Source organism: Candidatus Omnitrophota bacterium (assembly GCA_025453395.1).
Lineage (GTDB): Bacteria > Omnitrophota > Gorgyraeia > Gygaellales > Profunditerraquicolaceae > JAlOQK01.
The window spans coordinates 185,498-212,487 of sequence record JALOQK010000001.1 but is presented as its reverse complement, the minus strand read 5'-3'; the positions used below and the strand labels follow the sequence as shown (position 1 = coordinate 212,487).

The following is a 26,990-nucleotide window of genomic DNA, read 5'->3' as shown; positions in this document are numbered from 1 at the left end:
AGATGAGGCAGTTATTTTTTAGGATGAGATTTATTTTGCTAGTGGCATTGTTATTATTTGCCGGATGCACCAGCCCTGCGCAAAATAAAACCAACACTATCACAGTCTGGCATTGGATGACTGACCGTGACCCCGCCTTTCAGGAATTAGCTAAACGTTATCAGGAAAAAACCGGTATCAAAGTTAACTTTGAGCTTTATGCCCCATCGGACGCCTATTCGCAGAAAGTGCGCGGCGCCGCTCAGGGCGCGACTCTGCCGGATATTTTTGGCGTTTTGGGCCAGAAGAGGGATTTTGCTTCTTTTATCAAGGCCGGCCATATTTTAGACCTAACTGCTTATATGGATGATGGCTTTGGCGCGTGGAGAAATAAATTTTTTGCCAAGGCCTTGGCAGTAAATGAATTTATCGAAGGAAATATTTATGATGTCAGGCCGGGGATTTACGGCGTGCCGCTGGATATTATGACTATCCAGATGGTCTATAATAAAACTTTATTAAAGCAATTGGGGTTTAACCCGCAGCTGGCGCCTCAAACCTTTACGCAATGGCTTGAAATGGGCAAGAGGATCAAAGAAGCCAAATTACAGGGCCTGGTTTCCGGATGGGGCGATGCCTGGATGATAGATTGTTTTGCTAATAATTATGCTTTTAATATCATGGGTAAAGATAAAGTCTTAGCTACCATCCGGGGAGAGGTTGCTTACACGGATCCTGACTGGATAAAGGTGTTTACTTTGTTTAAACAGATGAAGGATTCCGGCATTGTTTCCGACGGGATCTTGACCATGGAGAACAAAACCGCGGAACAGCTGTTTTCTAATCAAAGGGCTGTTTTTGCTTTTAACGGTTCGTGGTGCGTGAATGTATATAAATCAATGAATCCGTCTTTAGATTACGCCGCAATGCTTCCGCCCAAGTTTTCAGACAAATTTCCCATGAGCATCTGGGGAGGCGCGGGCTCCTCATTTATGGTCAATGCTAAATCAAAAAATAAAGAAGAGGCGGTAAAATTCTTAAAGTGGTTGACTTATGTTGATCAGCAGGCATATTTGGCAGAAATGACTTTAAATCTTCCGGCGAATAAAGAGGCGATGGGCAAGATCTCTGCGAATTTAGCGCAGTTTGCCAATAATATAGAATTAACCACGCATCCTAATGTTTGGGATGTTTCGGAATTTCCTTTGGTGCTGGAGAATCTGGACAGGGGATTGCAGTCGATTGTTCTGGGAGAAAAAACCCCCGAACAGGTGGCAAGCCAAGTGCAGAAGATTAAGCAACGCGAACTGAAAAAGAAACGCTGATGCGGATAAAATCTACTTTAGAAAATTATGCCTTTGTGCTGCCGGCGGTGGCGATTTTTTCTGTATTTTATATAATTCCGTTTATCTGGGTTTTTCAACTCGGGCTTTATGAATGGGATGGGATATCGCTCACACGTGTTTTTGTGGGCCTGGCTAATTTTAAAGAAATATTCTTTCAGGATGCGAGTTGGTGGCAGGCGATGGGCAATGCCGGGTATATTACTTTGATCGCGCTTACCTTTCAGAACATATTGGCATTTATGCTGGCCTGGGCGTGTGACCGTGAAATCCGGATGAAAAATTGGTATCGCTTGATATTTTTCATTCCTCCCATATTATCGGAAATAGTAGTGGGCATGGTGGGGCGTTTTATTATCAATGATATTGACGGAGCAAATATTATTAACCGCATGCTTATTCAGGTTGGTTTATCTAATTTAGCGCACAACTGGTTGTCTGATCCTAAGACTGTGCTTACTACCGTAGCAATAGTGCATTGCTGGAAGGGGTTTGGTTGGGGGTTTCTTATATTCTTGGCGGGGTTGCAAACTATTCCGCGCGAACTTTATGAAGCGGCGCGCGTTGACGGAGCAAATGCCTGGCAGTCTTTTCGCAAGATTACAGTCCCCTTGATGCTGCCGGTTATTGTTTTAGTGGGGATACTCACGGTCTTAGGCAGTATGCAGGTGTTTGCCTTGATCATTGGATTGGTAGCAGGAGAATTCGCCGGGCATACGTCAGTGCCGGTCTTAAGGATTTTAGCTTCAATGCGCGGCAGCTCGCGTTTTGGCTATGCCTGCGCGCAAGGGGTTACCTTTGGGTTGGTTCTGGTGGCTATTTCATTTATCCAGTATCGTTTTTCTGTCAAAGTAAAAACACGAGAATGAAAAACAGCGCTTATTACAAGATAAAGAAAGCCATTTTAAATTCCTTCATCCACTTATTTCTTATTAGTGTGGCTATTACCTGCCTTTATCCGTTATTGTGGATGGTTTGCGCAAGTTTCAAGACGCAAGATACGATTTTTTCAAGCGGTTCACTGATCCCGCGTAAATTTCATTTTGAAAACTATTTTAATGCCTGGCAACAAGGCGGATTCGGGGGGAATTTCTTAAACAGTATTTTCTATACTGTTTCGGTTGTGCTTGGGATCGTGGTTATTGCTTCTCTGGCGGGGTATGCTTTTTCCCGTTTTCGTTTTCCCGGGAAGAATGTGATGTTTTTAACTTTTATAGCGGCGATGATGATCCCTATTCCAGGAAGCTTTGTGGCGCTATACGTGCTCTTAAATAAATTACAATTAAGAGATACCTCTATCGGTTATATTTTATGCATGATCAATGTTGGCTTATCAAGCAGCATATTCCTGCTTAAAACCTTTTTTGACAAGATGCCAAAAGAGCTTGAGGACGCCGCGCGCATTGATGGTTGTTCCAAAATCGGCATCTGGTGGCATGTGGCATTGCCTTTTGCCAGGCCGATGATTGCGGTGGTGGTGGTTTTTAACGCGCTTAATGTTTGGAATGAATATGTTTTGGCCCTTGTGATATTTGACAATAAAAGCCTGATGCCGCTTCAGCGGGCATTAGTTTTGTTTCAGGGGGAATTTTTGACTAATTACCCGCTTTTGATGGCGGGATTGACTATAACCGCGCTTCCTATAATTATAGTGTATTTATTAATGCAGAAGCATATTGTCAGGGGAGTGATCCAAGCCAGCGTATTTGAATAAGCTTTTAAGGGCGGACAATAACATTGCTTAGGGCGGATATATTTGTTATAATGCAACACTTGTCGTTAAAAGGGGTTTTAATCAAAAACAGAAAGGTTAATTAATGGAACAATCAGCCGGTAAGTTAAAACACCATACTACAGCTAGCAAAGACCGTATTTCTATTTTTCAGAAATTAGCATATAGCATAGGGTCGCTGGTTAATCAATTCCAGGCCGCGGCTATTGGATCGCTGGTTATTGTTTTAAACTTAGGGTTAGGCATGAACCCGGCTTTAGTGGGCTTGATTGGGGCCATCCCGCGGCTTATTGATGCCTTTTCAGATCCATTGATCGGCCATAGTTCAGACAATACCCGGACCCGCTGGGGGCGACGTAAGCCTTGGATATTTTTTGGGGCTGTTACTTCGGGTGTTTTATTCGCGCTCATGTTCCAGCTGCATAAGGGGCATGTTGAAAGTTTCTATTTTTGGTACTTTTTAATAATCCAATGTTTCTTTGTTATTTCTTTTGCCTGTTATTCTATCCCCTGGATCGCGCTAGGGTATGAAATGACGCCTGATTATCATGAGCGTACCCGCTTGCAGGGATTCAGCAATTTTTTCGCTCAAATTGCCTGGCTTGTCGCGCCCTGGTTTTTTAAGCTGATGAATAACAAAGCGATGTTTACGGATATTGTCCATGGAGCGCGGTCTATATCTATTATGGTTGGGGTTTTTATCATAGTTGGAGGCATTCTTCCGGCTATTTTTAATAAAGAGCAATTCGCTGATTTGCCCAGGCCTAAGAAAGAAAAGGGATATTGGAATGTTATAAAGGGACTGTTGAGCAATTGCGCGACTTCTTTAAAGTGCATTCCCTTTGTTAAGCTTATCGCGGTAACATTCTTGATCTTCAACGGATTCATGTTAGCCAGCGCCTTTACGCTGTATGTTATTGTATATTATGTTTATGCTGGAGATTGGGGTAAAGGCGGAACATTATTGGGTTGGTTTGGAACGGCTAGTTCCATCTGTACTTTTATTGCAATTTCTTTGACTACCTGGATTTCCACAAAGCTTGGGAAAAGAAAGACCTTTTTAATTGCCATGTGCCTGGCAATTTTTGGTTATGCCTTGAAATGGATAGGGTATAATCCTCAACATCCCTATTTATTGATGATCGCTGTCCCGTTTCTGGCATTTCATCTGGGGGCGCTTTTTACCATGGTTCCTTCCATGGTTGCTGATGTCTGCGATCTGGACGAACTGCAAACCGGCACCCGCAGAGAAGGTATGTTTAGCGGTATTTATTGGTGGATACAAAAACTCGGGCAGGCAGGCGCCTCGGTTCTCTCCGGGGTTCTCTTAAATGTAACCGGCTTTAATATCGCGTTAGCCGCCAACCAGACGCCCAAGGCTTTATTGTATATGCGCCTGTGCGATATCGGCATTCCGATTGTTACTTCCCTGGCGGCAATTTTTATTATTATGACTTTTGACATGTCAGAGGCTAAGTGCCATGACGTTCGCATGCAGGTTGAAAGGCGAAGAGGAGAAAGACGAAGCGAAGAAAAGCGAGTTGAAGAAGAAAAGCGCAGAAAAGAAAGACGTGACTAGAGGAGTGATTGTAAAATGAAATTTCAGCGAAAAACGAAAAGCGCAAAGCGTAAAATTATAATTCAAAATTTAAAACTTTTAGTTTTAAGTTTTGGTTTTGCGTTTTTCGCTTTACATTTTGCGCTTGCAGAAGATAAGCCATCTTCCAGTGAATTAATTACTAAAGCTTGGGAAGCGCATGGTAAGTATGATGTAGAGGCGACTTTCCAATATACCAATCAGTGTATCCAGTTATATAAGCAAGAAGCGGCCCAAGAGCAGGCGTCATTAACAAGCCTTCCTAAAGATAAAGAAATCGCTTCCGTCCAGGCGCTAAATGATGTGGCGGTGGCCTATTTTATCCAGGCTGAAAGTTATATGCGCCAGGATAAAATTGAGGATGCCAAGAAAACCTTTCAGCTTATTATTGATAAATATTCTTTTGCGCAAAGCTGGGATCCGCGCGGATGGTATTGGCAGATTGCTGACGCCAGTAAAAAGAGCCTTGAGAAAATCAATACAGGTGTTATTGGGCAAGAGCAAAAACCTCAAGTCAGCCAGTTGGTCACAAAAATAATCCTTTATGACGCGGGCAGGGAAGAATTTGTGGATTATGCTAAATATGGCCAATTTATTGGGGCGGGCACAAAAGATTATAAATATGTGATTAATGATCAAGAGGGATTAAGCGCGGCTGTTGGCGAAGGCATTTATCCTAATACTACTTCTGTGCGCTGGGACCCGGAGTATAAAAAGGCCCTTAAAGAGAAACGGCTTGAGGGAAGCCACTGGGATTTTGTGCATTCTCCGGACCTGGAGGCGGCTTTCTTAAAATGGGCTACTGCTCCGGAATCGCCGGCCACCAAACTGTTTTATACAGGATTGATGTTTGAAAAGTCGGGGTTAATCAAGCAGGCGATCAAATGTTATTACGCCATTGTGGTGCATTTTCCGGGCAGTTACGGTTGGACCTATTGGCATACGCCTTGGTACATAGGGCAGGCCGCCGCAAGTAAAGTAATTTCTCTTTTGCGCAGCAACCCTCAAATCGGCTATCGGCTTACAGGCCTGGATATTAAGATAATAAATGGTTATGATAATAGTGTTGCTAATGACATTGTGATTGCCAACCCGGGCAAGTTTGAAAAGGTGACCTTTCTGCAAAAGATTACCCCTCGCCCGGCGTATGATTTATTGAACATTAAAAGGCGCCGCGGTAAAGGCAAGGTGCATCTTATCCAGTATAAGAACGGCGATTGGCAGATGATAGTTGATGGCAGGCCTTATATTATAAAAGGCATCACTTATGCCCCCACAAAGATAGGCGAATCCCCGGATGACAAAACATTGAGTGATTGGATGAAGAGTGATTTTAATAAAAACGGTAAGATTGATGGGCCGTATGACGCCTATGTGGACCGTAATAATAACGGCAAACAAGATTCCAATGAGCCTTCAGTTGGGGATTTTAGGCTGATGAAGATGATGGGCGTAAATACCATGAGGATATATCATCAGCCATTTCAGCCGGATAAACAAATATTGCGCCAGATGTATGAGAAATACGGCATAAGAGTAATCATGGGGGATTTCTTGGGTAAATATGCCATTGGTTCAGGGGCCTCCTGGAATCCGGGGACAGATTACAAGAACCCGGAGCATAAAAAGAATATGCTCGCATCTGTGAGAAAAATGGTGGAAGAATATAAAAATGAGCCTTATATTTTGTTTTGGCTTTTGGGAAATGAAAATGTCTATGGTTATGCTTGCAACGCGGACAAAGAGCCGGACGCTTATTTTTCTTTTGTCAACCAGGCGGCGGAAATGATCAAATCTATTGACACAGCCCATCCGGTTGCTATTTGCAACGGAGATGTGCTATACTTAAATAGTTTCTCTAAGAACGCCCCAGCTGTGGACATTTTCGGCATTAATGCCTACAGGGGGGATTATGGCTTTGGATTTTTGTGGAAGCAGGTAAAAGAAGCAGCAGATGTCCCGGTATTTATCACAGAATACGGCTGTCCTGCTTATTCTCAAGGCAGGTTACCAGAAGAAGGCGAACAGCTTCAGGCTAACTACCATAAGGCAGCATGGGAAGATATCGCTATGAATATGGCTTTTCAAGAAGGCGCCGGTAATTCTATCGGGGCAGTAGTTTTTGAGTGGGTGGATGAATGGTGGAAGGCTTATGAGCCAAGCCTGCATGATACTAAAGGTATCGCTATAGGCCCGTTTCCGGACGGATATTACTATGAAGAATGGTTTGGCCTTTGTTCGCAAGGCCAAGGCAAAGATAGCCCATTCTTGAGGCATTTACGCAAATCTTATTATTTATATCAAAAGCTTTGGAGGTAGAAAGGGGGATTAAAAGTTCAAAACTAAAAACTAAAAATTCAAAATTAGAGAATAAAAACAGAAAAGAGTGCTTAAAATAGATAAAAATAAAAAGGAGGAAGTAAAATGAAGAAATTGGCATTAATGGCAATTGCCGTGTTAGGCTTGGTAGGGATAGTCTCTGTGGCTGTTGCTGAAGAGTCTGCGCCGGCTGCCGCGCCTGCGCTGGCCTCAACGGACAAGGTGTTTGGTGTTTATGCGGATAAGCGTTCTCCAGAAAACCACTATATCCCTTCTGGTTGGATGGGAGATACGGGTGATGTGATCATGAATGATCAGGAAATGAACAATGCCCATTCTGGCGCAAGCTGCCTGAAATTTATTTATTCTGCGAAAAGATCCCAAGGCCAGGGCTGGGTAGGGGTTTATTGGCAGAATCCAGCGAATAACTGGGGTTCTAAAAAAGGCGGCTTTGATTTAACCGGCATGAACAAGATTGTTTTCTGGGCGCGCGGTGAAAAAGGCGGAGAAGTTATCCAGAAGTTTATTTTAGGAGGCATTAAAGGAACATATCCTGATTCTGCTACTGTTGAGATGGGCCCTGTGGAATTAACTGACGCATGGAAAGAATACAGCATTAATTTAGCCGGCAAAGACCTTTCTTATATAAGCGCAGGTTTTGGCTGGGTGACTAACGCTGATGTCAATCCTAACGGCGCTACATTTTATATTGATGATATTAGATTTGAAATGGACCCGACTTTGAAGCCAGAGGGAAGAAAACAGGAAGCTATGCCTTTTTACGTGTTTTCAGACCGTTCGTCAGCCAAGAATCATTTTATTCCAGCGGGATGGATGGGCGATTACAGCGATATCAAGATCGATACTAACAGCAAAGAAGATCCCTATTTAGGCGATACCTGTATTAAGATTACCTATAACAATAAAGCTACTCAAGGTTCGCGCTGGGCAGGGACTTATTGGCAGAATCCAGCGAATAACTGGGGAAGCGTAGATGCCGGGTATGATCTTTCTAAAGCTGTCAAAGTTACTTTCTGGGCGCGCGGTGAAAAAGGCGGAGAAAGAATTGAAGAATTCAAGCTAGGAGGCATTATGGGTGAATTCTCTGATTCTGATAGCTCCGGAATAGGTCCAGTTATATTAAATAAAGAATGGACCCAGTACACAATTGATTTGAAAGGAAAGGATCTTTCTTATATTATTGGAGGTTTTTGCTGGGCGACTAATCTTGATGTTAATCCTGACGGCGTAGTATTCTCTCTTGATGAAATAAAGTATGAATAAAACAGAATTTAGGATTCGGAATTCGAATAAAGGGGACGGTTCGAATAAAGGGGACGGTTCTATTTTTATGCTGAAAAATAGAACCGTCCCCTTGTTTCTGTTCTTTTTGGCGGTATCTTTTGGTGTTTCTTTTGCTGCGCCTAAGCCCTCTGTTTATATAAAAAAATCAACGAATAGCCGGTATCAATTAATGGTAGATGGAAAACCATTTGTTATCAAAGGGGTTTGCTATAATCCTGTTTCTGTGGGGCAAGGCCATGAATATGAATGGTATCAGGACCCCCATAAGCCGTGGTTGGTAGACGGCAAACTAATGCAGGATATGGGCATTAACGCAGTGCGCTTGTATGAATCAGGCGAAGACCCGGAGAAAGTCAGGCTTGTCATAAGAGATCTCTATGAGAAATTTGGTATTCGCACCGCGTTAGGAAGCTGGCTGGGGTTTTGGAATTATCCCTGTCCATTCTACGGAAATCAAGAATTCCAGAAAAAAATAAAGAATGAAGTCTTGGAAATGGTGCGCCTTTACAAAGATGAACCCGGGGTGTTGTGCTGGATCTTGGGTAACGAAAATAATTATTCCTGTTTGGGCAGGGTTAACCCGTGGTCCACAGAAGAAATAGACAATGAAAAAGACCCCCGTGCCCAGCAATCTATGCGCGCCAAGATTTATTATTCGTATGTTAATGATATAGCCCGGGAAATAAAGAAAATTGACACAGCCCATCCGGTTGCCTTAGGAAACGGTGAATTGTTTGGCCTTGATACTGCTTCTTTGGTTTGTAAAGACATTGATATTATTGCTTGTATTATTTACCGAGGGAAAAGTTTCGGTAATTTCTTTAGCTCTTTAAAGACAACTTTTGACCTTCCGGTATTCTTATCTGAGTTTGGCGCAGATTGTTATGACGCCTACAACCAAAAAGAAGACCAGCAGATGCAGGCATTCTTTTTGGAATCACAGTGGCGGCAGATCTACAACAATCTTTATTCCAGCAGCCAAGGAGAAGGAAATTGTTTGGGCGGTTTTATGTTTGAATGGACTGATGAATGGTGGAAGAATAATGAATCTAACCCCGGCAGCTGGAAAGTTCATGACACCGGTTCCAACTGGTCTAACGGAAGTTATTATTTTGATAACCAGGCGCCCGGGAATAAGAATATGAATGAGGAATGGTTTGGGATCGTGGGATTGTCCGAAGAAACAGAAGGCGCACAGTCTGCCGGCGGGCAGGGTTTAAATAAAAGGATTCCCCGTCAGGCTTATTATGTGATCAGGGAATTTTGGAAAAATCCTCAAGAAGCCAGTTCGACCAATAAAAAGAGGTAATTGCATGAAAAGGCGCGCTTTGTGTTTCATCTTAAGGCGCGATATTTTCCACACCAGCCCGGGAACAAAACTTGTCAATTTAGCGGTTTCTTCCGCAAGCGGATTTGCAGGTAAGTCGCCCTAAGCAATACCGCTTGACTATCCCCTCGTGATTGGTTATAATTTTTTATTAACCTATAAATCTTGAATGATTTATCCCAAGCGTCAGATCATCCAGCTTCTCGCCCAGAATGGGTTGTTAAAGGCCTCCCAGGTTGGCGAGGTTTTTTCTCTGCAGGCTGCCAATAATAAGCCTTTAAGCCTGGTTTTAACAGAGGATATTCTGATCAATAAGCAGAAGCTTGAAGGTTTTATCAAATCCAATTGCCCCGTTCCCGAATTTGACATTTCCCAGCTTACTATCCGAGCCGAAACATTAAGTTTCGTATCAGAGCAGAATGCGCGCAAATACCGTATTTTCCCCTTAATAAAGACTGAAAACGGGATTCTTTTAGCTATAGCAAATCTCAGCACCGTTGTTGATTTAGAGGATATTCAAGAGGCATCAGGCCATAAAATCAATCCAGTTGTTATAGCTGGCGCTGAAATGGATAAATTATTGCATCATTATTACGGCGTTCAGCTGGGAGATAAGCCCGAAGAAGCAAATATGGAAATGGAAGATATCTTAGGAGATAGCCTTTCGGATATTTCCATTAAGACAAGAGGTGAGTTTGACGCGCAAGACCTGGCGCAGATTACCCAGGAGATGCCCATTGTTAAAGCGACAAATTTTATTATGGATAAAGCTATTGACGCAAAGGCAAGCGATGTGTTGATTGAGCCTTTGGAAGGGGCAACTAGGATACGTTTCCGTATTGATGGGGTATACCGGCATATAGAAAGCCTGCCGCGGGCTTTTCATCCTTTTATTGTGTCGCGCATTAAGGTCATATCGGATCTGGATATAGCGGAGCACCGTTTCCCTCAAGATGGCCAGTTTAAGATTAGAAGAAAAGACAAGGAAGTTGATTTTCGTGTTTCATCATACCCAACGATATTGGGCGAGAAAGTGGCGATCAGGATATTGGATAAATCTTTAGGGTTATTGGATTTAAATAAGTTAGGCTTAACAGATGCGGTTATATCCGGGCTTAAAAAAGCCGCCCAATTGCCCCACGGCATGCTTTTGGTTTGTGGGCCCACAGGTTCAGGCAAAACCTCTACTTTGTATTCTTTATTAAAATATGTGCATACCCCAGAAAAAAATATTATTACCGTTGAAGATCCTGTTGAATATCAGCTAAAAGGGATTAACCAGGTGTCTATTAATATCAAAACTGGGCTGAACTTTAGCCGTTGCCTACGTTCTATTCTAAGGCAAGACCCAGATATTATCATGATCGGCGAGATCCGAGATTTTGAGACTGTAGATATCGCTATTAAAGCGGCGTTAACCGGGCATTTGGTTTTAAGCACGCTTCATACTACTACTGCTGCCGGGTCGGTAGTGCGCCTGTTGGATATGGGGGTGGAGTCATTCTTGATTAACGCTTCATTGATCGCCATTGTTTCACAAAGATTAGCGCGCAGGATCTGCGTACATTGCAAAGAGCCTGTTCCATCGCAGCCGTATTTTCGCGGGAAAGGCTGTAAAGAATGCATGGGTACAGGATATAAGGGGCGGATTTTATTGGCCGAGGTTTTACATCTAACAGCCGTGATTAAAGATGCTATCGTGGGCAAGAATATTGAAGAGAAGGTGATTAAAGAAATAGCCCGCAAGGAAGGCATGCGCACTTTAAGGGAAGAGGCGCAGGAATTAGCCCGCGCCGGCATAATAACTATAGAAGAGGTCTTGCGGGTAACCCCTGCGGATTAGAAAATATGGGCAAAACCAAATTAAATTTTATCAAGATCTTAACCGATGCCAATAAGATAACCACCGAAGATATAGAGAAGGCAATTTCTATTCAAAGAAAGACCGGCAAGGAAATAAAAGAAGTGCTTATCTCTGAAGGTTTTATTAATGAGGAAGACCTTCTTTCTTTAGTGGCGTATCATTTGAATGTGCCTTTTATTGATCCTTACAAATATGAGCTTGACCCGCGGCTTGTAGCTTCTATTCCCGAAGAAATAGTGCGTAAATATTCTTTTCTGCCGCTTTACAAGATAGGGGATACCCTTCTTGTGGCTATCGCGGAGCCCATGGATATTATTACTTTGGATAACCTGCGCCTTTCTTTGAAGTGTGAAATAAAACAGGTTTTGGCTAAGGAAAAGGCGGTCAATGACTGCATTAATAATTTCTACACTCAGCTGCAAAGCCTTCCGGAAATTTTAGCTTACGATGAAAAAGAAAAGTCTATGCAGATCATAAGGACTGAAGAATTGGATGATAGCGATTCCGCGGATCTTATTCAGGAAAGCCAGAAAGGCCCGATAGTAGAGGCGGTCAACCGGATTATAGGCGAAGCTATTCAGCAGAGGGCGTCAGATATACATCTTGAACCAACAGAAGAAGATTTGACTGTGCGCTACCGCATAGACGGGATAATGCACAAAGCTTATGGCCTGCCCAAAAAGGTGCAACGCGGCATTGCCGCGCGCATAAAAATACTTTCCAATCTTGATATTACTAAATTTTATCTTCCTCAAGACGGAAGGTTCCCATTGGTGGCCTATGGCAGACAGATTGATTTCCGTGTTTCTTCGCTTCCCACTATTTACGGAGAAAAATTCGTTTTAAGGATCCTGGATAAAGCTAAGGCAATGGTCAGCTTAACGGATCTGGGATTTTCAGAGCAGTCTTTGAGGCTTTTGCAGGAAGCTTTGTCTAAAGACCACGGGATGATCCTGATTACCGGGCCCACGGGAAGCGGTAAATCTACTACGCTTTATTCGGTTTTAAAAGAATTAAATACTATGGAACGCCATGTGGTTACAATTGAGGACCCGGTTGAATATCAGTTGGATGGTATTGGCCAGACGCATATACGATCGGATATAGATTTTACCTTTGCCACCGCGCTGCGCGGGGTATTAAGGCAAAGCCCGGATATTATCATGATCGGAGAAATCCGCGATACTGAAACAGCGGATATCGCTATTAAGGCTTCGCTTATAGGTCAACTTATATTAAGCACCCTTCATACCAATGATTCAGTAAGCGCCTTTGCCCGGCTTATTGATATGGGGGTAGAGAGGTATTTGGTGGCGTCTTCACTTATTCTTGTTTGCGCCCAGAGGCTCTGCCGTAAGATCTGCGATAATTGCAAGGAGGAATTTACTGACGCTCCTGAATTTATGATCAAAGAATTGGGCCTTAAGGTTACAGGTTCTGGAAAGTTTTATCATGGCCGCGGATGCAATTCTTGTTTAAATACCGGATATAAGGGCAGGATCGCGCTTTTAGAAGCGTTTAATGTTGACGATTATATTAAAAGCCAAGTCATAAGAGAGGTGCCTTTAGAGCAAGTAAGGGATGAGGCGATAAAAAACGGAAAGCTTATTACCTTGCGTCAGGACGGGTTTGAAAAGGTGTTTAATGGGGTTACTACCCTTGAAGAGGTATATCGGGTAACAGCTAAGGACTAAGAAAATATGCACTCCCAAAGCAATGAAAATTTAGCGTATATAGACGATCTTACCGGATTTTTTAACCGCCGCTATCTGTATTCATATCTTCCGGTAGCTTTACAGGAAGCCGAGGGCGCAGGATATAAGATATGGCTGTTTATGCTGGATGTTGACGGCTTTAAGATGATCAATGATACCTATGGCCACTTAACAGGAGATCAGCTTTTAAAAGAGCTTTCCCGAATTATCAAAGATAATACTAAGGCCGTAGATAAAAGGATAAGATACGCTGGCGATGAATTTACAGTGATCCTTCCTAATGTTGAAGAGCAGATTGTTAAAAACATCGCCCAACGGCTTATCTCTAAGATCTCGGAACACAGGTTTAAAGAGCCGTCCTCCGGAAGAGATATCCATATTACCGTAAGCGTTGGAATTGCCGGATTCCCAACGCATGCCAAAACACACCTTGGGCTTATAAAGTTAGCGGATCAAGCCTTGTATGTGGCCAAGGAAAAAGGCAAGAACTGCATGGCGGTTGTTTCTGATATTGACGGCGAAGCCTTTTGGAAAAAGAACCTTATGGAAAGGTTTCCCGCGCCTGTTTTTATCAACCGGGAAAAAGAAACCAATAGTTTCATTTACGCCTTGGATACTCTGCCTCAAAGCGGGCAGCGCATGCTTTTAATAGAGGGCCCTTCTGGTATCGGGAAAAGCAGGCTTTTGGCTAATTTTGAGAAATTAGCTGCCACCTCAACAATATCAGTAAATCCAGGGATTTTAAGCGCGCGGCTCGTAGAAAAGATGCTGCATCAGCCGTTCCACGCCATTGGTCAGGCCGTAGATAGTTTTCTGACAAATATAGAAGTTCTCACCCCGGACGCATTAGCAGGGCTTACCCAGCAGGAAAGAGATTATTTATTTAATTTTATACCCGGATTATCCGAACTGATTAAAGCGCATCCTGTAAATGACATCGGACATGATGAACAGGCCGGCCAGAAAGAATTATTGTCGCAAGCGTTAGTTAAATTCATTATAAATATTTCCAAAGACAGAAGGATGTGTTTTATTTTTGATGATATGCAGTATATGGATCCGGATAGTTTACAAGTTGTTACGTCCATGATTCAGGAAAAAATAAGGTTTCCGGCGCTTATTATCGGGGCGTTTTCTAATGAAGAACTGGTTATTCCCCAAATTGGCGATTCCGCGCTTAAGGGCTTGCTGGAAACTAAAGCCTCCGGCGGGCAGTTTGAACTATTGTCTTTAAGCGGTTTAGATAGAGCTAAAACACAAGAAATGGTAGAGTCCATTATTGAAGGCCTTAACATGCCGGATAGTTTTTATGATCTTTTATACAATAAAACAGCGGGAAATCCGCTTTTTATTGAAGAGTCTATTAAGTATATGGTTGAAAAAGGGTTTATATATTATTCCGCCGGCGCTTGGGCCTATAAGGATATCAATGAAGCCGATTTGCCAGGCTCTATAGAAAAAGCTATTATTTCCCGTATTGAGGATTTGGATGAAGACACCCGCAATATGATTGCCAAGGCGGCTGTCATCGGAGAAGATTTCCAGGTAGATTTGCTGCAGAAGATCGACAGTGAAGACAGGGGTTATGTTTTGGATCTTGTGGAGGCTGCCAAGAAAATAGGCTTAGTTTATGAAAAAGGCGTCCAAGGAAAAGACGAATTTAGTTTTTTTACCAATAAAATAAGAAATGTTATTCTGGATGCTTTAGGAGGCGCTAAAGAGCGCGATTTGCATTCGCGTTTGGGGAAGGTTACCGAAAAGCTAAACCCCGATAAGATAAACGGCATAGCCGGAGAATTGTATTATCACTTTAAGAAAGCTGAAGATGACCTGCGCGCCAAACAGTACGCGAAGATTATTGACGAAGGTAAGGGGATCTTTTATGACCGCACCATAGATTACGCCCATTCATTGTTAAAGGATGCCGTGCAGGATAAGATGCTTGTTGTTTTAAGCAAAAAGGCATGGCAGGAAATCCCCGCTTTTATACGCAATATTTGCATCGCGGTTGAAAATTATATTTTGTATCCCGCGCAAAATGAAATGGTCCAGCGCTCCATAAAAAACCTTTTTGAAAAGATGGCAGTTATCTTTAATGAGGCGGGGGTTTTAAGCATAGCTGTCGTAGGGCAGAGTATTATCGTTAATAACCGCAGAATAGGTAAAGAATTGTCAGGCCTTTTTGTTAATACTCTGGTGAAATTCTTTAAGGATGTCAATATTGAGAATGCCTCTTTTGCTAAGGAAGTTTCCCTTGAAGAAGTTACGTTATTTATAGAATTATTAAGTAAAGGCTCCCGCGAGGGCGAAGAAACAGCAGCGCATCTTATGCGGGAGGGTAAATTCACCCATATACAAATACATGAAACCATATATAACCTTTCCAGCAAGCGTATCCACGAAAGGGACAATCTGCAAGAAGTTATGCTTATTGACTATCTTTTGGGGAAAATGCCTTTGGCTACTGACCCCCAGGGTAAGATTACCAATCACGCGCAAGATATCATGCAGGCGTTAGATAAGATTGGGGATCAGGTTAGCGCAAAGACCGGCAGGGACAAGGAAGAGGTAAAAGCGCAGATCATGTCCGAGAGCATTCAGCGTATGGGCAAAAAATTCTTAGGTCAGGACAAGAATTGGCCGCAGTATAAAGAAAGCCTGGCCAAGACCCTTCTTTCCATGGAGCCGACATTAAGGGCCAATATTTTATCCGGGCCAAACGTTACGCAAGAAGCAAATGGCCCTTCGGCTAAGCCTGCTTCTTTCTCGGCAGGAGTTGATATTGTTAAGGAATTAAGTTTTAAAATGCCCGATGATGTTATTACGGACACGCTTATTAAGCAGTATGCCAATCCGCAAACAGATATAAGAAAATTCCATGAAACAGTGAAGCGTTTGATTAATTCTGTGGAGCAAAAAGAAAATCTGCTTCCGGTAATAAGGGGAAAACTCTTAAATCTGGGGGCAAATCAAAAAGAATGCGACTGGTTTCTGGATCCGTCTTTATGGGCAAAAACAGACCCAAGAGATAAATTGGATACTTTCTTAAGTTGGCCGGGCAGTAAATTAAAAAAAATCCTTTGCCTTTTTGATATTGCGTTGTTGGTCAAACAATTGTTAGATAGTAAATCCGGAGATAAGGTTAAGATTCTGCTTGATAAGATAATAAGCCTGTTTAATGAAAAGACGCTTTCGGAAAGCCTGTTCCTAAGCTTTGTCAAAGACCTGCTTGATATTTTAATTGATAGGTCAGAAATAGAATTGCTTAAAGATTGTTTTGCCGCGGTTAATGTAAACTTTAAGGATAATAAGAAATTCATAGTTGAAATAATAAAACCCATCCTTGATAAGCTGCTTAAGATAGCAATAGATAAAAAAGACGCGATGCTGCTGGAGCAGGTGTTGTCTTTATTATCTGAAGATAAAAAAACGGCAAAAGACGCCCAGAAAAGCATCCAGCCTATTGCTGAGAGATTTGTTCAGCAGCTTTTGGAAAGAATAGACGCTAATAAAGACTGGCAAGATATACAAGAGCCGGTTATGCTTCTTAAGGATTACACCGCAGGTTTTCTCGTTAACGAAGCATTATGTGAAAAAGGTGTTCCGGAAGGCAAATATTTTGAGGCTTATTTACGCCGTCATACCATTGGGAAGATATTGGCATCTATGCCGGTGGACCTGGTGTGCCGTTTTCTCCCCGCAGAGCGTTTTAATGATGTGCATATCGCGGTAGTAAAAAATTTAATTGAGCTTGTGGGGGCGATGGATAGAGAGGAGGCCTTAGATGCCTTGGTCCCAGCTTTAAATCATAGCGACATTAATATAAAAAGAAAAGCCATTTTTGTTTTAAGCAAAATGCGGGGGTTAAGAAGCGCCCAGCTTATCGCGTCTTGTTCTTCGGATGAATCCGGACATATCCGCTCACAGGCTATCCATGTGCTTCAGGAAAGGCCTGATAGTTTTGCTAAGCAGGTACTTTCAGAGCTGCTAAAAGAGCAGAAGCCGTGAAACGGTTGAATAGTGTTGCAATATTTGGCAAAATAAGATAATATTATAGAGGTAAAATCTTAAGGGATGAATAATGTATAAAAGGAAGAGCCAAGAGCATTCCCAGCGCATTGTCGCTAAGACCAGCCTTTTAGGGCAGCTTTTAGTTAATAAGGGGGTCATATCTTCTGAAAAGCTTGATCAGGCGCTTATCGCGCAAAGGCAAAAAGGCGGCATGTTGGGAGAGGTGCTTGTGGAGATGGGGTTTATTTCACAGGAGGCCTTAAGCATGGCGCTTGCTAATCAGTCGGAGATCATCTATATGCCCATTGAAAAATATAAAATAACCAAAGACTTGGTAAAGCTTATCCCTAAAGAAATAGCTTCTAAACATTTTTGCGTCCCTTTGGAGAAAATAGGCAATGTCCTTGTGGTTGCTATGGGCAATCCTTTAGATAAAGAAGCCGTAATTGAGGTTGAGAAAAGCTCAAGATGCAAGGTGGTTTCAATGATCGCAACCAAGGAACAGATTCTAAAGGTGATAAAAGAATATTACAAATAAGGCTTTAACCGCATATGGCAAAATTTACTTATACTGCGCGCGACCAAAAGGCCCAATCCATAACCGGGGTTATTGAAGCTCAAGAAAAATCCTCTGCCGTTAAAGAGCTTAAGAAACGGGGCTTGACCATTATTGATCTTTTTGAAGGCGAGGGGCAAAAGAAATTTAGCTCCCTATCATTTGGTGGGGCAAAGATAAAATCCATGGATTTGGTTGTTTTTTCCCGACAGCTGGCTACTCTTATTGATTCCGGAGTATCCCTGATCACAGCTTTAAATGTGCTCCATGATCAAGTGGAGAATCCTAAGTTAAAAGAGATAATTGTGAACATTAAGAATGATATTGAGTCTGGAAACAGCCTTTCCGCCTCTTTCGCCAAATATCCCAAGGCATTTCCGGGGATATTCACAAACATGATCAAGGCCGGCGAATCAAGCGGCAGCCTTAATGAAATATTGGAGAGGGTCGCAGATTATCTGGAGCGTTCGGAAAACCTTTCACGTAAAGTAAAATCCAGCATGACTTATCCTACCCTGGTTGTAGGCATGGCGGGCATTATTATAGCTTTCTTGATGATCAAGGTGGTACCGACTTTTAAGAATATCTTTACTAGCCTGGGAGGAAACCTTCCGGCTCCTACCCAATTTTTAATTACAGCCAGCGACCTATCCGTTAGGTATTTTCCTGTTTTATTTATTCTTGTAATTGTGGGGATTGTGGCCTTGAACAGGTATATCAGCTCTGCTTCAGGCAGGATAAATTTTGACAGTTTTAAGCTTAAAATGCCTATATTCGGGGTGATTATAAGTAAAATCTGCATTAGTCGCTTTACCCGCACATTAGCAACATTGGTAAAAAGCGGGGTAAGTATTTTAGAGGCATTTGAAATAGCGGGTAAGGTTTCAGGAAACAAAATAATTGAAATGGCTACCGAGCAGATAAGGTCAAACATGCGAGCGGGAGAGAATATTTCAGAGCCGATGGAAGAGACCGGAAAATTCCCGCCTTTTGTAGTTAAGATGATAGCCGTGGGAGAGCAGACAGGCGAATTAGAAAGAATGCTTACTAAGATTTCAGATTATTACGAGACGCAAGTCAATGATTCTATGTCTGAAATGACCTCTATGATCGAACCTTTGATAATTTCCTTTCTTGGGGTAACTATCGGTTTTATTGTGGTGGCGATGTTCATGCCGATATTCCAGTTAACCACCCTTATAAATAAATAATCAACCTGCGTTTTATAAAGTTTGGGATTATGCTTCTTCTAGGGCTAAACCCGCGGCAACTGCCATGAAAGGCGCTTGTTCAGCGATCTTCTCTTTTGCTATGGAAGGCGCAAAGGTGATATTTTTGAAGGGGTCAAGAGGGTTGATTTGGATGCCCAAATATCCGCTTAGGAATTCCTTAAGGCCATAGAGTAAGCATGACCCACCGGACAGATAAATCTCATCAATCTTTTTCTCGGTTAAGTTTTCGTAAAAATCAATAGAGACAAATATTTCATTTAGAAGCGTGGCTAGTGTGGTTTTTATGGTTTTGGCCAATTCTATATCCTGCGAACTTAATTTTAATTTTATTTCTTCGGCGGCATCCTTAGCGATATTGAGTTTATTCTGGATAATGGAGGTAACAGTCTCTCCCCCAAAGCGGGTATCGCGCACAAAATAGGGAGTTTTGTCCCTGGTGATAATAAGATTAGTGGTTCTCTCGCCTATATTCAGCACTGTAACGTTAGATTTTATTTTATCAGGATAGTTAAAGCAGAATATATTCATCAAACACAACGCGTCCATAGTTATTATCTTGGGCGTTAATTCCGCTTTTTCCAGCATTGAAATATACTTGTCCAACAGCTCTTTTTTTGTGGCTACCAAAAAGACATGCATTTTATTCTTAGCTGTTGTGTCCTCTCCGGTAATAAAGAAATCCGTGTATACTTCTTCCGGCTTAAAGGGTATATGTTCCTCAAGCTCGTAACTTATGGCTTTTTTTAATTCATCATAACTCATCTTGGGCATGGATAAATACCGAGCGATCACTCCATCTCCGGAAACAGCCACGTTGACCTTGCTTGAGGAGATCTTATTATCGTTAAAGATCTTTTTTATTTCATCGGATATGTTTTTAGACTGGCGGATATCCTGCATGGCCATGGATGTAACCTGTGCCGAGTTTTTTGTCGCGTCAAGCTCAATAAGTTTTAGCTGGGAGCTTCCGATATCCAGGCCGATTGACTTACTGGGCTTTTTGGAGAAGAAAGGGAATTTCATTTTCATTGCTTCTTTCTTGGGGAAGGCGGTTGCTGCGTTTGAAAATAATTTTCAATAGCCTGATTTCTTAATGCTTCTTTTTTCTTGTTTGTCAGGCCTACTAATTCTTCATGTGCGCCTTTGTAATTTATCTGCTCGGAAGAGCTTGCTAGGTTGGTTTCCATGATGTGCGGGGAGATAAAAATTATTAATTCATTATCTACGTCTGTTTTGACTATTTTACTGAATAAAATCTTTCCGATAAAAGGGATATCCCCTAAGACAGGGACTTTAGTTACGGTGTAAGTCTTGTCTTTTTTACGTAAACCACCGATTACCGCTACTTCTCCGTCTTTTAGCATGAAATTTGTTTCTATTTTTCTGGCATCTATCTGCGGCTGGTTATTAACGTAGGCTGCGATATAACTGTGTTCGCCTTTTACCGCTAAAGAGATAAACTGATCTTTTGTAATATGCGGGGTAACCAATATTTTTAAGCCAGCATCTTTAAATGAGGTGCTGACCACGGTTCCTTGTTCTGTGGTAGATTGAGATTGATAAGGGACTTGTTCAAGAATTTCTATGGAGGCTTCTTTGTTATCCAGGGTCATTACTTTAGGATTGGCCAGGATGTTTACCCGGGCATCTTCGGAAAAAAGCCTTAAGGTGCTGGCTAGGTCTAATCCTGATAGAATAGGCTTGGCATAGGAAAAATCCATAACTCCGGCCATTCCGTTTTGATCGCCCACAGGATATTGCCAATATTGGCGGTCTGTGCCGTGTTTGTTGCTCATAAGGGTCATATCCACGCCTTGTCGGTAGGTGTTGCTGCCTTTAAAACTGACGATCAGGGTTTCTACCATGACCTGCGGGATGCGGGTGTCAAGCTTGGAGATTACTTCTTCAAGCTTGGGGAATGTTTCTTGCGAATCGCTTATGATCAGAGAATTTGTGGAGGCGTTTATTTCAATATTGCCGCGGGGAGAAAGCATTTTGGTTAATGATTTTTGTATTTCATCGGCCCTGGCAAAATTAAGCGAAATGATTTTTAAAGACAGGGGAAGGGTGTCGTCCTCTTTTTTCAAAGAATCTAAGGTCATCACCCGGATAATGTTTTCCTGTATTTTATAGGTTAATTGGTTGGTTTTGAGGATATTGTCAAGCGCGGTATTCCAGGTAACGTTTTTAAGGTTGATATTTACTGTCGCTTTGACGTCTTTATCCAAGATGACATTCATCCCGCTTGCCTGGGCGATCACTTTAAGCGCGTCTTCAATATTCACATCGCGCAAATTCAGGCTTATAAGATTAGATGCGGTTTTTGTTTCTTGCTGGTCTTGGGAAAGTAAAAGAGACGGGCACATTCCCATAAAGAATAGGATCAGGGTAATTATAGCGATTGTTTTTTTAGTTTTTAGCTGAAAGCTGAAAGCTGAAAGCTGATAGCTGACACTATTTTTTCCCTGCATTTTTCTCCTGTTCCCACTTTAATTCAAATATTTTATCGGCGTAACTTACAATTACCCGGTCAAAATATATTTTCTCGATTTTTAACTCTTTGATCGTGTCTGCTTCTTTGACCATTTCTCCGTCAATTATCGCGTAAAATGTTCCGGAGAGGTCGCTTATCCCCATTAAGTTTACTTTTGGGATGCTTGCTTCATCAACCGGCCGCTTAAACTCTTTGCGCAAGTTCCCGTTATTATCCACTAAAGGGATAAAAGGATCACGGCTTTCTTCAGCGCTATTATAATTGATTTCTTTTGTTTGTGCAAATGCAATTATAAATATATTTATAGCGGATAAGAAAACCAAGAAAGCTTTCATGTTATGAATTTTATGGCGCATTTTATTTAGCATTAGCCACCAATAGGGGGACTTTTAGGTTAATTTGCACCTCATGTTCCCATATATTAGAAGGCACCCCCCGGATCCTTATGTCTTCAACGCTTATGAATTTATCGGTTTTTTCTATTTTGTCCAACAGCGTGATTAATTGATGATAATTGCAGACAATATCCACTTTAACCGGTAAATTATCAATATACATATCATCCCTGTTGGGGATTTCCATTTTTTGCCTTTCAAAAGGCTCGATGTTTTTAAAGCTTATCTTTGTTGCTGCGGCGATCTTATTTAACACAACAAATATTTCTTCGGCGCTTATGAAGAATTTATCCGCCAACTGCAAGATTTGTTTTTGCGATTTTTTAAATTCTTCTTCTGTGGCTTGCTGGTTAACGTTGATGTGGCTGCCTAAATTTATTTGTTGTAAGGACAGAGAAATCTTTTCATCAATGGCCTTGTTTTTATTCCACAATGATAATGCGAATGGGTAATATGCAGCCACTAATATCGCAGCAACAATAATGATTATTATTTTCTGGACCTTGGGATTATTTAAGATTTCGTTTATACTTTGCATATTATTCTGACGAGCAGGTAATAGTGAAATTCATTACCGTTAAATTGCCTTTTTTGACTGATTGCAGCTGCCCCATCTTAAAGACAGCGAATGTTTGATTAAAATCAGGGCTTGCTTTAATTTTTTCTATGAAGTTTGTTATAGCGGAAATAATTTCTGCTTCTATTACGCTGGTCGCGCTTCCCTCAAGGACGATCTTTTCAGATTTCTTAGGCGCATCCCTGTTTTCTTTAGCCGCGGGAGAATTCTTAATTGTCGAAGAATCAACAGTTAATTTGGATAACCATATCTGAGGAGGGATTATTTGAGTAAGGCGCTCAAGTTTTTCTGACCATTTTGTGTTGTTTACTGCCCGGCCCAGAAAAGAATAGGCCTGCGCGTTCTTTTCTATATCCTGTTTTAATTGCGCTATTTTCTTGGAGATCGCTTTGGAGTTTCCCAGTTTTTCTTCAAGGTGTTTAAGTTTTTGCTCTTTAAAATAGGCTTGGGCATAGACAGCGCCAGTTACTGCCAGCAATACCGGTATCACCCAAAGGACAGGTTTTAAGAAAGAAATGTCTACTTTAATATGTATAGTCGGCTTGGGGATCCCGGAAGCAGCTTTCGTTGTTTTCTGGGCGGCTGTTTTTGCTTTCCTTAATTCACTGGGCAAAAGGTTTATTAAGGGCATAGGCCTATTCTGGAAGAGTAAGCTTATTTTTATAATTTAAAATACGCTGGATATCGATTTCAGTAAACACCCTGTGGCCATTGCGGTTTCTTTTGACATCAGGGACCTTTTTGTTCCACAGCCACAAAAATAATGTGGTGCGCGAGATGCCGACTTTCTTTAATACGTCTTTGGTGGTGTAGTATCTTGTGTTCATTTTTATATACTTTGGTATAGCTTGGTATATTTAAGTATAGATTACTATATTTAAATTTCTTGTCAAGTAAAATTTCTGTAACTTTATGAAATTAAAATACTTGACTAAAGGTTCCTTTAGTAGTATAAAATAAACAAACCAAATATCTCCCAAATACTATGCTGCCAATAGACTTTAAGAAAGAAGAACTTTCCGAGAAGGAAAGGCGTAATATTTCCATATTGGATATCTTAAGGCGCCAGGGCCCGATAAGCAGGCCTGATATCTCCAGGCTTATGGGCGTTAATGTGGTGACCATTTCCAATTATATTGATGATTTTATCAGGGGCCGCTTGGTTTACGAGCGGGAACTTGATGTTTCTGAAGGCGGCAGAAGGCCGACCCTGCTTGATTTGAATCAACAGGCCGGTTATATAATAGGTATCGGCTTGAATTTAATGAATATGGTCGGGGTGTTGCTGGATTTAAAAGGCAACATCGTAACCAAGACCCAGATCGCTCGGCCTAAGCCATCGGTCAAGGAAATAACTGAATGTGTGGTGCAGCTTATCCGTGAGATCTTAAGAAGGTCCAAAGAATACACCCCTAATATTAAAGGTATAGGAATTGGCATTGCGGGGCTGGTAAATAAGAAAACCGGCCTTATCCATTGGCCGCAGAAGATGGACCATTATTATACCTATGCCTCTGTGGATTTGCCGCTGCGCGATATAATTGAAAAGGAATTTAATTTTCCCACGCTTATCGAAAATGACGCTACCGCCGCCTGTTTTGGAGAGCAGTGGCTGGATTTAACCCGGGATTTTAAGAATATTATTTATATGTTTTCCGGGGTCGGCTGCGGGATCATGATCAACGGTGAAATATACACCGGTTCCCAAGGGTATGCCGGAGAAGTTTCCATCTATAATTACGCCAAGCAGGACCAGTTTAATTGTGATGCGGGAAAAAGCTGTTTTATCAAGCGCTGGGAAATAGATATGGGCATTATCGATGACATAAGAGAAATGCTCGCGCAAGACAAGAAAAAGGCAGATGAATTTTTCTCTCTTACTTCCAGCAACATCAATAACGTGGACTTAAAGAGTGTTTTTATCGCAAACCGCGCCAACCATCCGATGGCAGCGCTGGCTTTAGAAAAAGCCGCTTATCGGCTGGGGGTAAAAATAGCCTGCATGGTTAATTTTCTTAATCCGCAGGCGGTGATCTTAGGCGGCGGCTTAGAAGAGGCGGGGGATAAATTCTTGAATCAGGTCAGCAGCACCGTTCGTGAATGGGCATTCAGGGAAATGACTGAGAATTTGGAAATAATATATTCGCAATTAAGAGAAAATGCTGTCGCCTTAGGCGCGGCCAGCTTAGTTATGCACAGGGTCTTTGCTAGATTATTATAAGGAGGCGTAATGGAACAAAAAGTAAAGATAGTAATCTTAAGTTTGGTGGCCCTTCTTCTTGTTTGCGGTTTTGTGCTTTTCCAGACCTTTACCGCTAATCAGCTTCTGGAACAAGAGAAAGAAGGCCTGTCAGTAAAAAATAAAGACTTAACCGACAGGGTGAATTCTCTTAAAAAGGATTACGATACTCTAGAATCAAAGTATTCTTCCATTAATTCAAAATTAAGCAAGATAACCGATGAGCGCGATGAGCTTAAAAAACGCTATGAGGATTTAATGCAGGCCAGGGAGAAGCTTACCAGTAAGATCAAAGAATTGCAAGAAAGCAGCGCAAGCGCGCCTGTTACTCGAGAACAGACGCAGGCGCCAAATGATGATTATTGGGCAGGCGTCTTAAGGGATAAGAATGCTATTTCCATGCAGCTGGAAAATTTACGCAGCGACTCCCGTGACTTAAAGATAAACAATGAACAATTACAGCGTGAGAAAAACGCTCTCGAGCTGGAGATCAACAGTTTAAACCAGGAAAAGCAGGATCTGGCGCGCCAGCTGGAATACGCGCAAAAACAGATTATCTATAATAAGAAGGTGGTTGATAATATCGCTCTGGAGTTGGTGGGCGAGAAGAATGATAAACTGCAGATCAATGATTCGGCAAAGTCTTTGAAGACCGATAATGAAGTCTTGCGCCGTCAGCTTCAACAGCTAAGCACCCGCAAGATTGATCTTGAAAAGAAGATCAAGAAGCTTCAGGATATTAATTTAGAGCTTGAGAAGAAAGTAAAAGAAATGGATATTTTAGTAAAAGATAAGTCAGTTCAGTCAACTAATGTTGCGGGCGCAGGTTTTACTGTTGACGGCACGGAGAAAGTAAAAGAGAATAAAGAGAATGTAGAGCTGCCTCCCATTATTGTGCGCCCTTCAGAAGCGGTTGGCAAGCAAGACCCCGTTTTTTCCAAGGGCCTGATAAGCCCCGGTGGTTTAGGAAAAATAATCTCGGTGAACAAAGATAATAATTTTGTCCTTGTGGATGTTGGAGATAATTCTGGTTTGGCAGTGGGGGATAAACTGCATATTTATAAAAACGACCAGGTAGTTTCTGTCTTGGAAGTGATCCGTTTAAGTAAAACGATAGCCGCTTGCGACATGTTAAACGACTCTTATACGCCCCAAGTCGGGGATATCATCAGAAGATAAATGACCCGTAAGAAAAAAGATAATGCCCTAAAGGCAGTTTCCATTGAAGATGTGGCGCGCGCCGCAGGCGTTTCTCCGGCTACAGTTTCCCGCGTTGTCAATAAATTACCATCAGTAAAGGCCAAGAACCGTCTTAAGGTGCTTGAGGTGGTAAAGCAAATGCATTATCAGCCCTCCATTATCGCCCAACGTTTAGCAACTGGAAAAAGTAATACCGTAGCCTTGGTCATACCCCGGTATGAAGGCATGTTTTATTCATTCTACGCCTTAGAGCTTATCCGCGGCATTGGCACGCTTTGCGAGGTTTTAAAATTAGACCTTCTTTTGCATCTTTCCGACGCTAATTCTGTTTTGGGATTAAACGGGGTAGGGGGAGTTATCTTCGCGGATATCATTGCTAACCGTAATCAATTGGAAGATGCCTATGCCAATAAGATCCCATGTGTGGTGATCAATAATTATGTGTCAGACCTGGATGTTAATTGTATTGTCATAGATAATCAGGGCGGGGCAGAACAAGCGGTAAATTATCTTATTAGTTTGGAACATAAGAAAATAGGCCACATCACAGGAGACTTAATTACGCAAGCTGCCGCGCAACGTTTAGAAGGTTATAAGCAGGCATTGGAAAAACACAATATCGCGCTTCGGCCGGATTATATTATAAGAACTGATTATTCCCGCGGCCAGGCGCGCCAGGCCGCGGAAAAAATGTTGAAGCTGCCTGATCCTCCGACAGCGATATTTGTGGCTTCGGATTCCATGGCTTTGGAAGTTATGGCAGTCGCCAAGGAGCTGGGCAAACAAATCCCCAGAGATATATCTATAGTTGGTTTTGATGACAATCCTTCAGGGTTATATGGGCCGGTCTCTTTGACTACAGTAAGGCAGCCACTGGTAAAAATGGCGCAGATGAGCGTTGAAGAATTACACCGCGTGATGAATCAGGAAAAACCTTCCAAGGTAAGAAGGATTGCCCTGCCGGCAGAATTAATTATTCGCGAATCCTGCAGGGCTTTGTCCAGCTCGTAAATTATCGTCGGAGAACAAACACAATTTATAGTATAATAGAATAAAAAATACCCCATATATAGTATTTTGCTTGACAAGCTTTTGGCGCAAGTGC

The 26,990-nt window shown here is 42.0% G+C and carries 21 protein-coding genes; 15 read left to right on the top strand and 6 right to left on the bottom strand.

Annotated features, from left to right (window positions below; translation table 11 throughout):
* Positions 1–2 precede the first annotated feature (2 nt).
* The 12 genes from MUF05_01045 (at position 3) to MUF05_00990 (ending at position 18,959) form a co-directional block, all read left to right on the top strand.
* Positions 3–1,304: an extracellular solute-binding protein gene (locus MUF05_01045; protein ID MCU0665673.1), complete on the top strand. Its 1,302-nt coding sequence runs from the start codon at positions 3–5 to the stop codon at positions 1,302–1,304.
* Positions 1,304–2,191 carry a sugar ABC transporter permease gene (locus tag MUF05_01040; protein MCU0665672.1) on the top strand — a complete coding sequence of 296 codons (888 nt, stop codon included), beginning with the start codon at positions 1,304–1,306 and terminating at the stop codon, positions 2,189–2,191. Before MUF05_01045 ends, MUF05_01040 begins: the two co-directional genes overlap by 1 nt.
* Positions 2,188–3,036 (top strand): carbohydrate ABC transporter permease, encoded by an 849-nt coding sequence (locus tag MUF05_01035; protein ID MCU0665671.1) that lies wholly within the window; start codon positions 2,188–2,190, stop codon positions 3,034–3,036. The genes MUF05_01040 and MUF05_01035 overlap by 4 nt, the downstream gene beginning before the upstream one ends.
* 103 nt (positions 3,037–3,139) lie before the next feature.
* Complete coding sequence (locus tag MUF05_01030) at positions 3,140–4,633, top strand: MFS transporter (protein MCU0665670.1); 1,494 nt, start codon at positions 3,140–3,142, stop codon at positions 4,631–4,633.
* A gap of 15 nt (positions 4,634–4,648) precedes the next feature.
* A complete protein-coding gene (locus MUF05_01025; protein MCU0665669.1) occupies positions 4,649–6,970 on the top strand; it encodes a hypothetical protein in 2,322 nt (773 codons plus the stop codon).
* A 105-nt stretch (positions 6,971–7,075) separates the two neighbouring features.
* Entirely contained in the window at positions 7,076–8,254 is a 1,179-nt protein-coding gene (locus tag MUF05_01020; GenBank protein ID MCU0665668.1) for a hypothetical protein, read from the top strand.
* A 67-nt stretch (positions 8,255–8,321) separates the two neighbouring features.
* Positions 8,322–9,584 (top strand): hypothetical protein, encoded by a 1,263-nt coding sequence (locus tag MUF05_01015; GenBank protein ID MCU0665667.1) that lies wholly within the window; start codon positions 8,322–8,324, stop codon positions 9,582–9,584.
* Between the two features lie 187 nt (positions 9,585–9,771).
* A complete protein-coding gene (locus MUF05_01010; GenBank protein ID MCU0665666.1) occupies positions 9,772–11,445 on the top strand; it encodes a GspE/PulE family protein in 1,674 nt (557 codons plus the stop codon).
* 5 nt (positions 11,446–11,450) lie between these two features.
* A complete protein-coding gene (locus MUF05_01005) occupies positions 11,451–13,160 on the top strand; it encodes a GspE/PulE family protein (GenBank protein MCU0665665.1) in 1,710 nt (569 codons plus the stop codon).
* Positions 13,161–13,166: 6 nt separating this feature from the next.
* Positions 13,167–17,189 carry a diguanylate cyclase gene (locus MUF05_01000; GenBank protein MCU0665664.1) on the top strand — a complete coding sequence of 1,341 codons (4,023 nt, stop codon included), beginning with the start codon at positions 13,167–13,169 and terminating at the stop codon, positions 17,187–17,189.
* A 73-nt stretch (positions 17,190–17,262) separates the two neighbouring features.
* Entirely contained in the window at positions 17,263–17,730 is a 468-nt protein-coding gene (locus MUF05_00995) for a hypothetical protein (protein MCU0665663.1), read from the top strand.
* Between the two features lie 14 nt (positions 17,731–17,744).
* Positions 17,745–18,959 carry a type II secretion system F family protein gene (locus MUF05_00990; GenBank protein MCU0665662.1) on the top strand — a complete coding sequence of 405 codons (1,215 nt, stop codon included), beginning with the start codon at positions 17,745–17,747 and terminating at the stop codon, positions 18,957–18,959.
* A 27-nt stretch (positions 18,960–18,986) separates the two neighbouring features.
* Here the strand turns inward: MUF05_00990 and MUF05_00985 are convergent, their stop codons facing one another.
* Genes MUF05_00985 through MUF05_00960 form a run of 6 tightly spaced genes read right to left on the bottom strand, consistent with a single transcriptional unit; the run spans position 18,987 to position 23,273 of the window.
* Positions 18,987–20,009, bottom strand: coding sequence for a pilus assembly protein PilM (locus MUF05_00985; protein MCU0665661.1), 1,023 nt, complete (start codon positions 20,007–20,009; stop codon positions 18,987–18,989).
* Positions 20,006–21,451 (bottom strand): secretin and TonB N-terminal domain-containing protein, encoded by a 1,446-nt coding sequence (locus tag MUF05_00980; GenBank protein MCU0665660.1) that lies wholly within the window; start codon positions 21,449–21,451, stop codon positions 20,006–20,008. Before MUF05_00980 ends, MUF05_00985 begins: the two co-directional genes overlap by 4 nt.
* Positions 21,435–21,830: a hypothetical protein gene (locus MUF05_00975; protein ID MCU0665659.1), complete on the bottom strand. Its 396-nt coding sequence runs from the start codon at positions 21,828–21,830 to the stop codon at positions 21,435–21,437. Before MUF05_00975 ends, MUF05_00980 begins: the two co-directional genes overlap by 17 nt.
* Before the next feature lies 1 nt (position 21,831).
* A complete protein-coding gene (gene pilO / locus MUF05_00970) occupies positions 21,832–22,407 on the bottom strand; it encodes a type 4a pilus biogenesis protein PilO (protein MCU0665658.1) in 576 nt (191 codons plus the stop codon).
* A 1-nt stretch (position 22,408) separates the two neighbouring features.
* Positions 22,409–23,077: a PilN domain-containing protein gene (locus MUF05_00965; protein MCU0665657.1), complete on the bottom strand. Its 669-nt coding sequence runs from the start codon at positions 23,075–23,077 to the stop codon at positions 22,409–22,411.
* A 4-nt stretch (positions 23,078–23,081) separates the two neighbouring features.
* Entirely contained in the window at positions 23,082–23,273 is a 192-nt protein-coding gene (locus tag MUF05_00960; GenBank protein ID MCU0665656.1) for a MerR family transcriptional regulator, read from the bottom strand.
* Positions 23,274–23,431: 158 nt separating this feature from the next.
* Between MUF05_00960 and MUF05_00955 the strand changes: the two genes are divergently transcribed.
* The 3 genes from MUF05_00955 to MUF05_00945 are packed head-to-tail and all read left to right on the top strand — an operon-like array spanning position 23,432 to position 26,896.
* Positions 23,432–24,667 (top strand): ROK family protein, encoded by a 1,236-nt coding sequence (locus MUF05_00955; GenBank protein MCU0665655.1) that lies wholly within the window; start codon positions 23,432–23,434, stop codon positions 24,665–24,667.
* 9 nt (positions 24,668–24,676) lie between these two features.
* Positions 24,677–25,864, top strand: coding sequence for a hypothetical protein (locus tag MUF05_00950; protein MCU0665654.1), 1,188 nt, complete (start codon positions 24,677–24,679; stop codon positions 25,862–25,864).
* Positions 25,865–26,896 carry a LacI family transcriptional regulator gene (locus MUF05_00945; GenBank protein MCU0665653.1) on the top strand — a complete coding sequence of 344 codons (1,032 nt, stop codon included), beginning with the start codon at positions 25,865–25,867 and terminating at the stop codon, positions 26,894–26,896.
* Positions 26,897–26,990 lie beyond the last annotated feature (94 nt).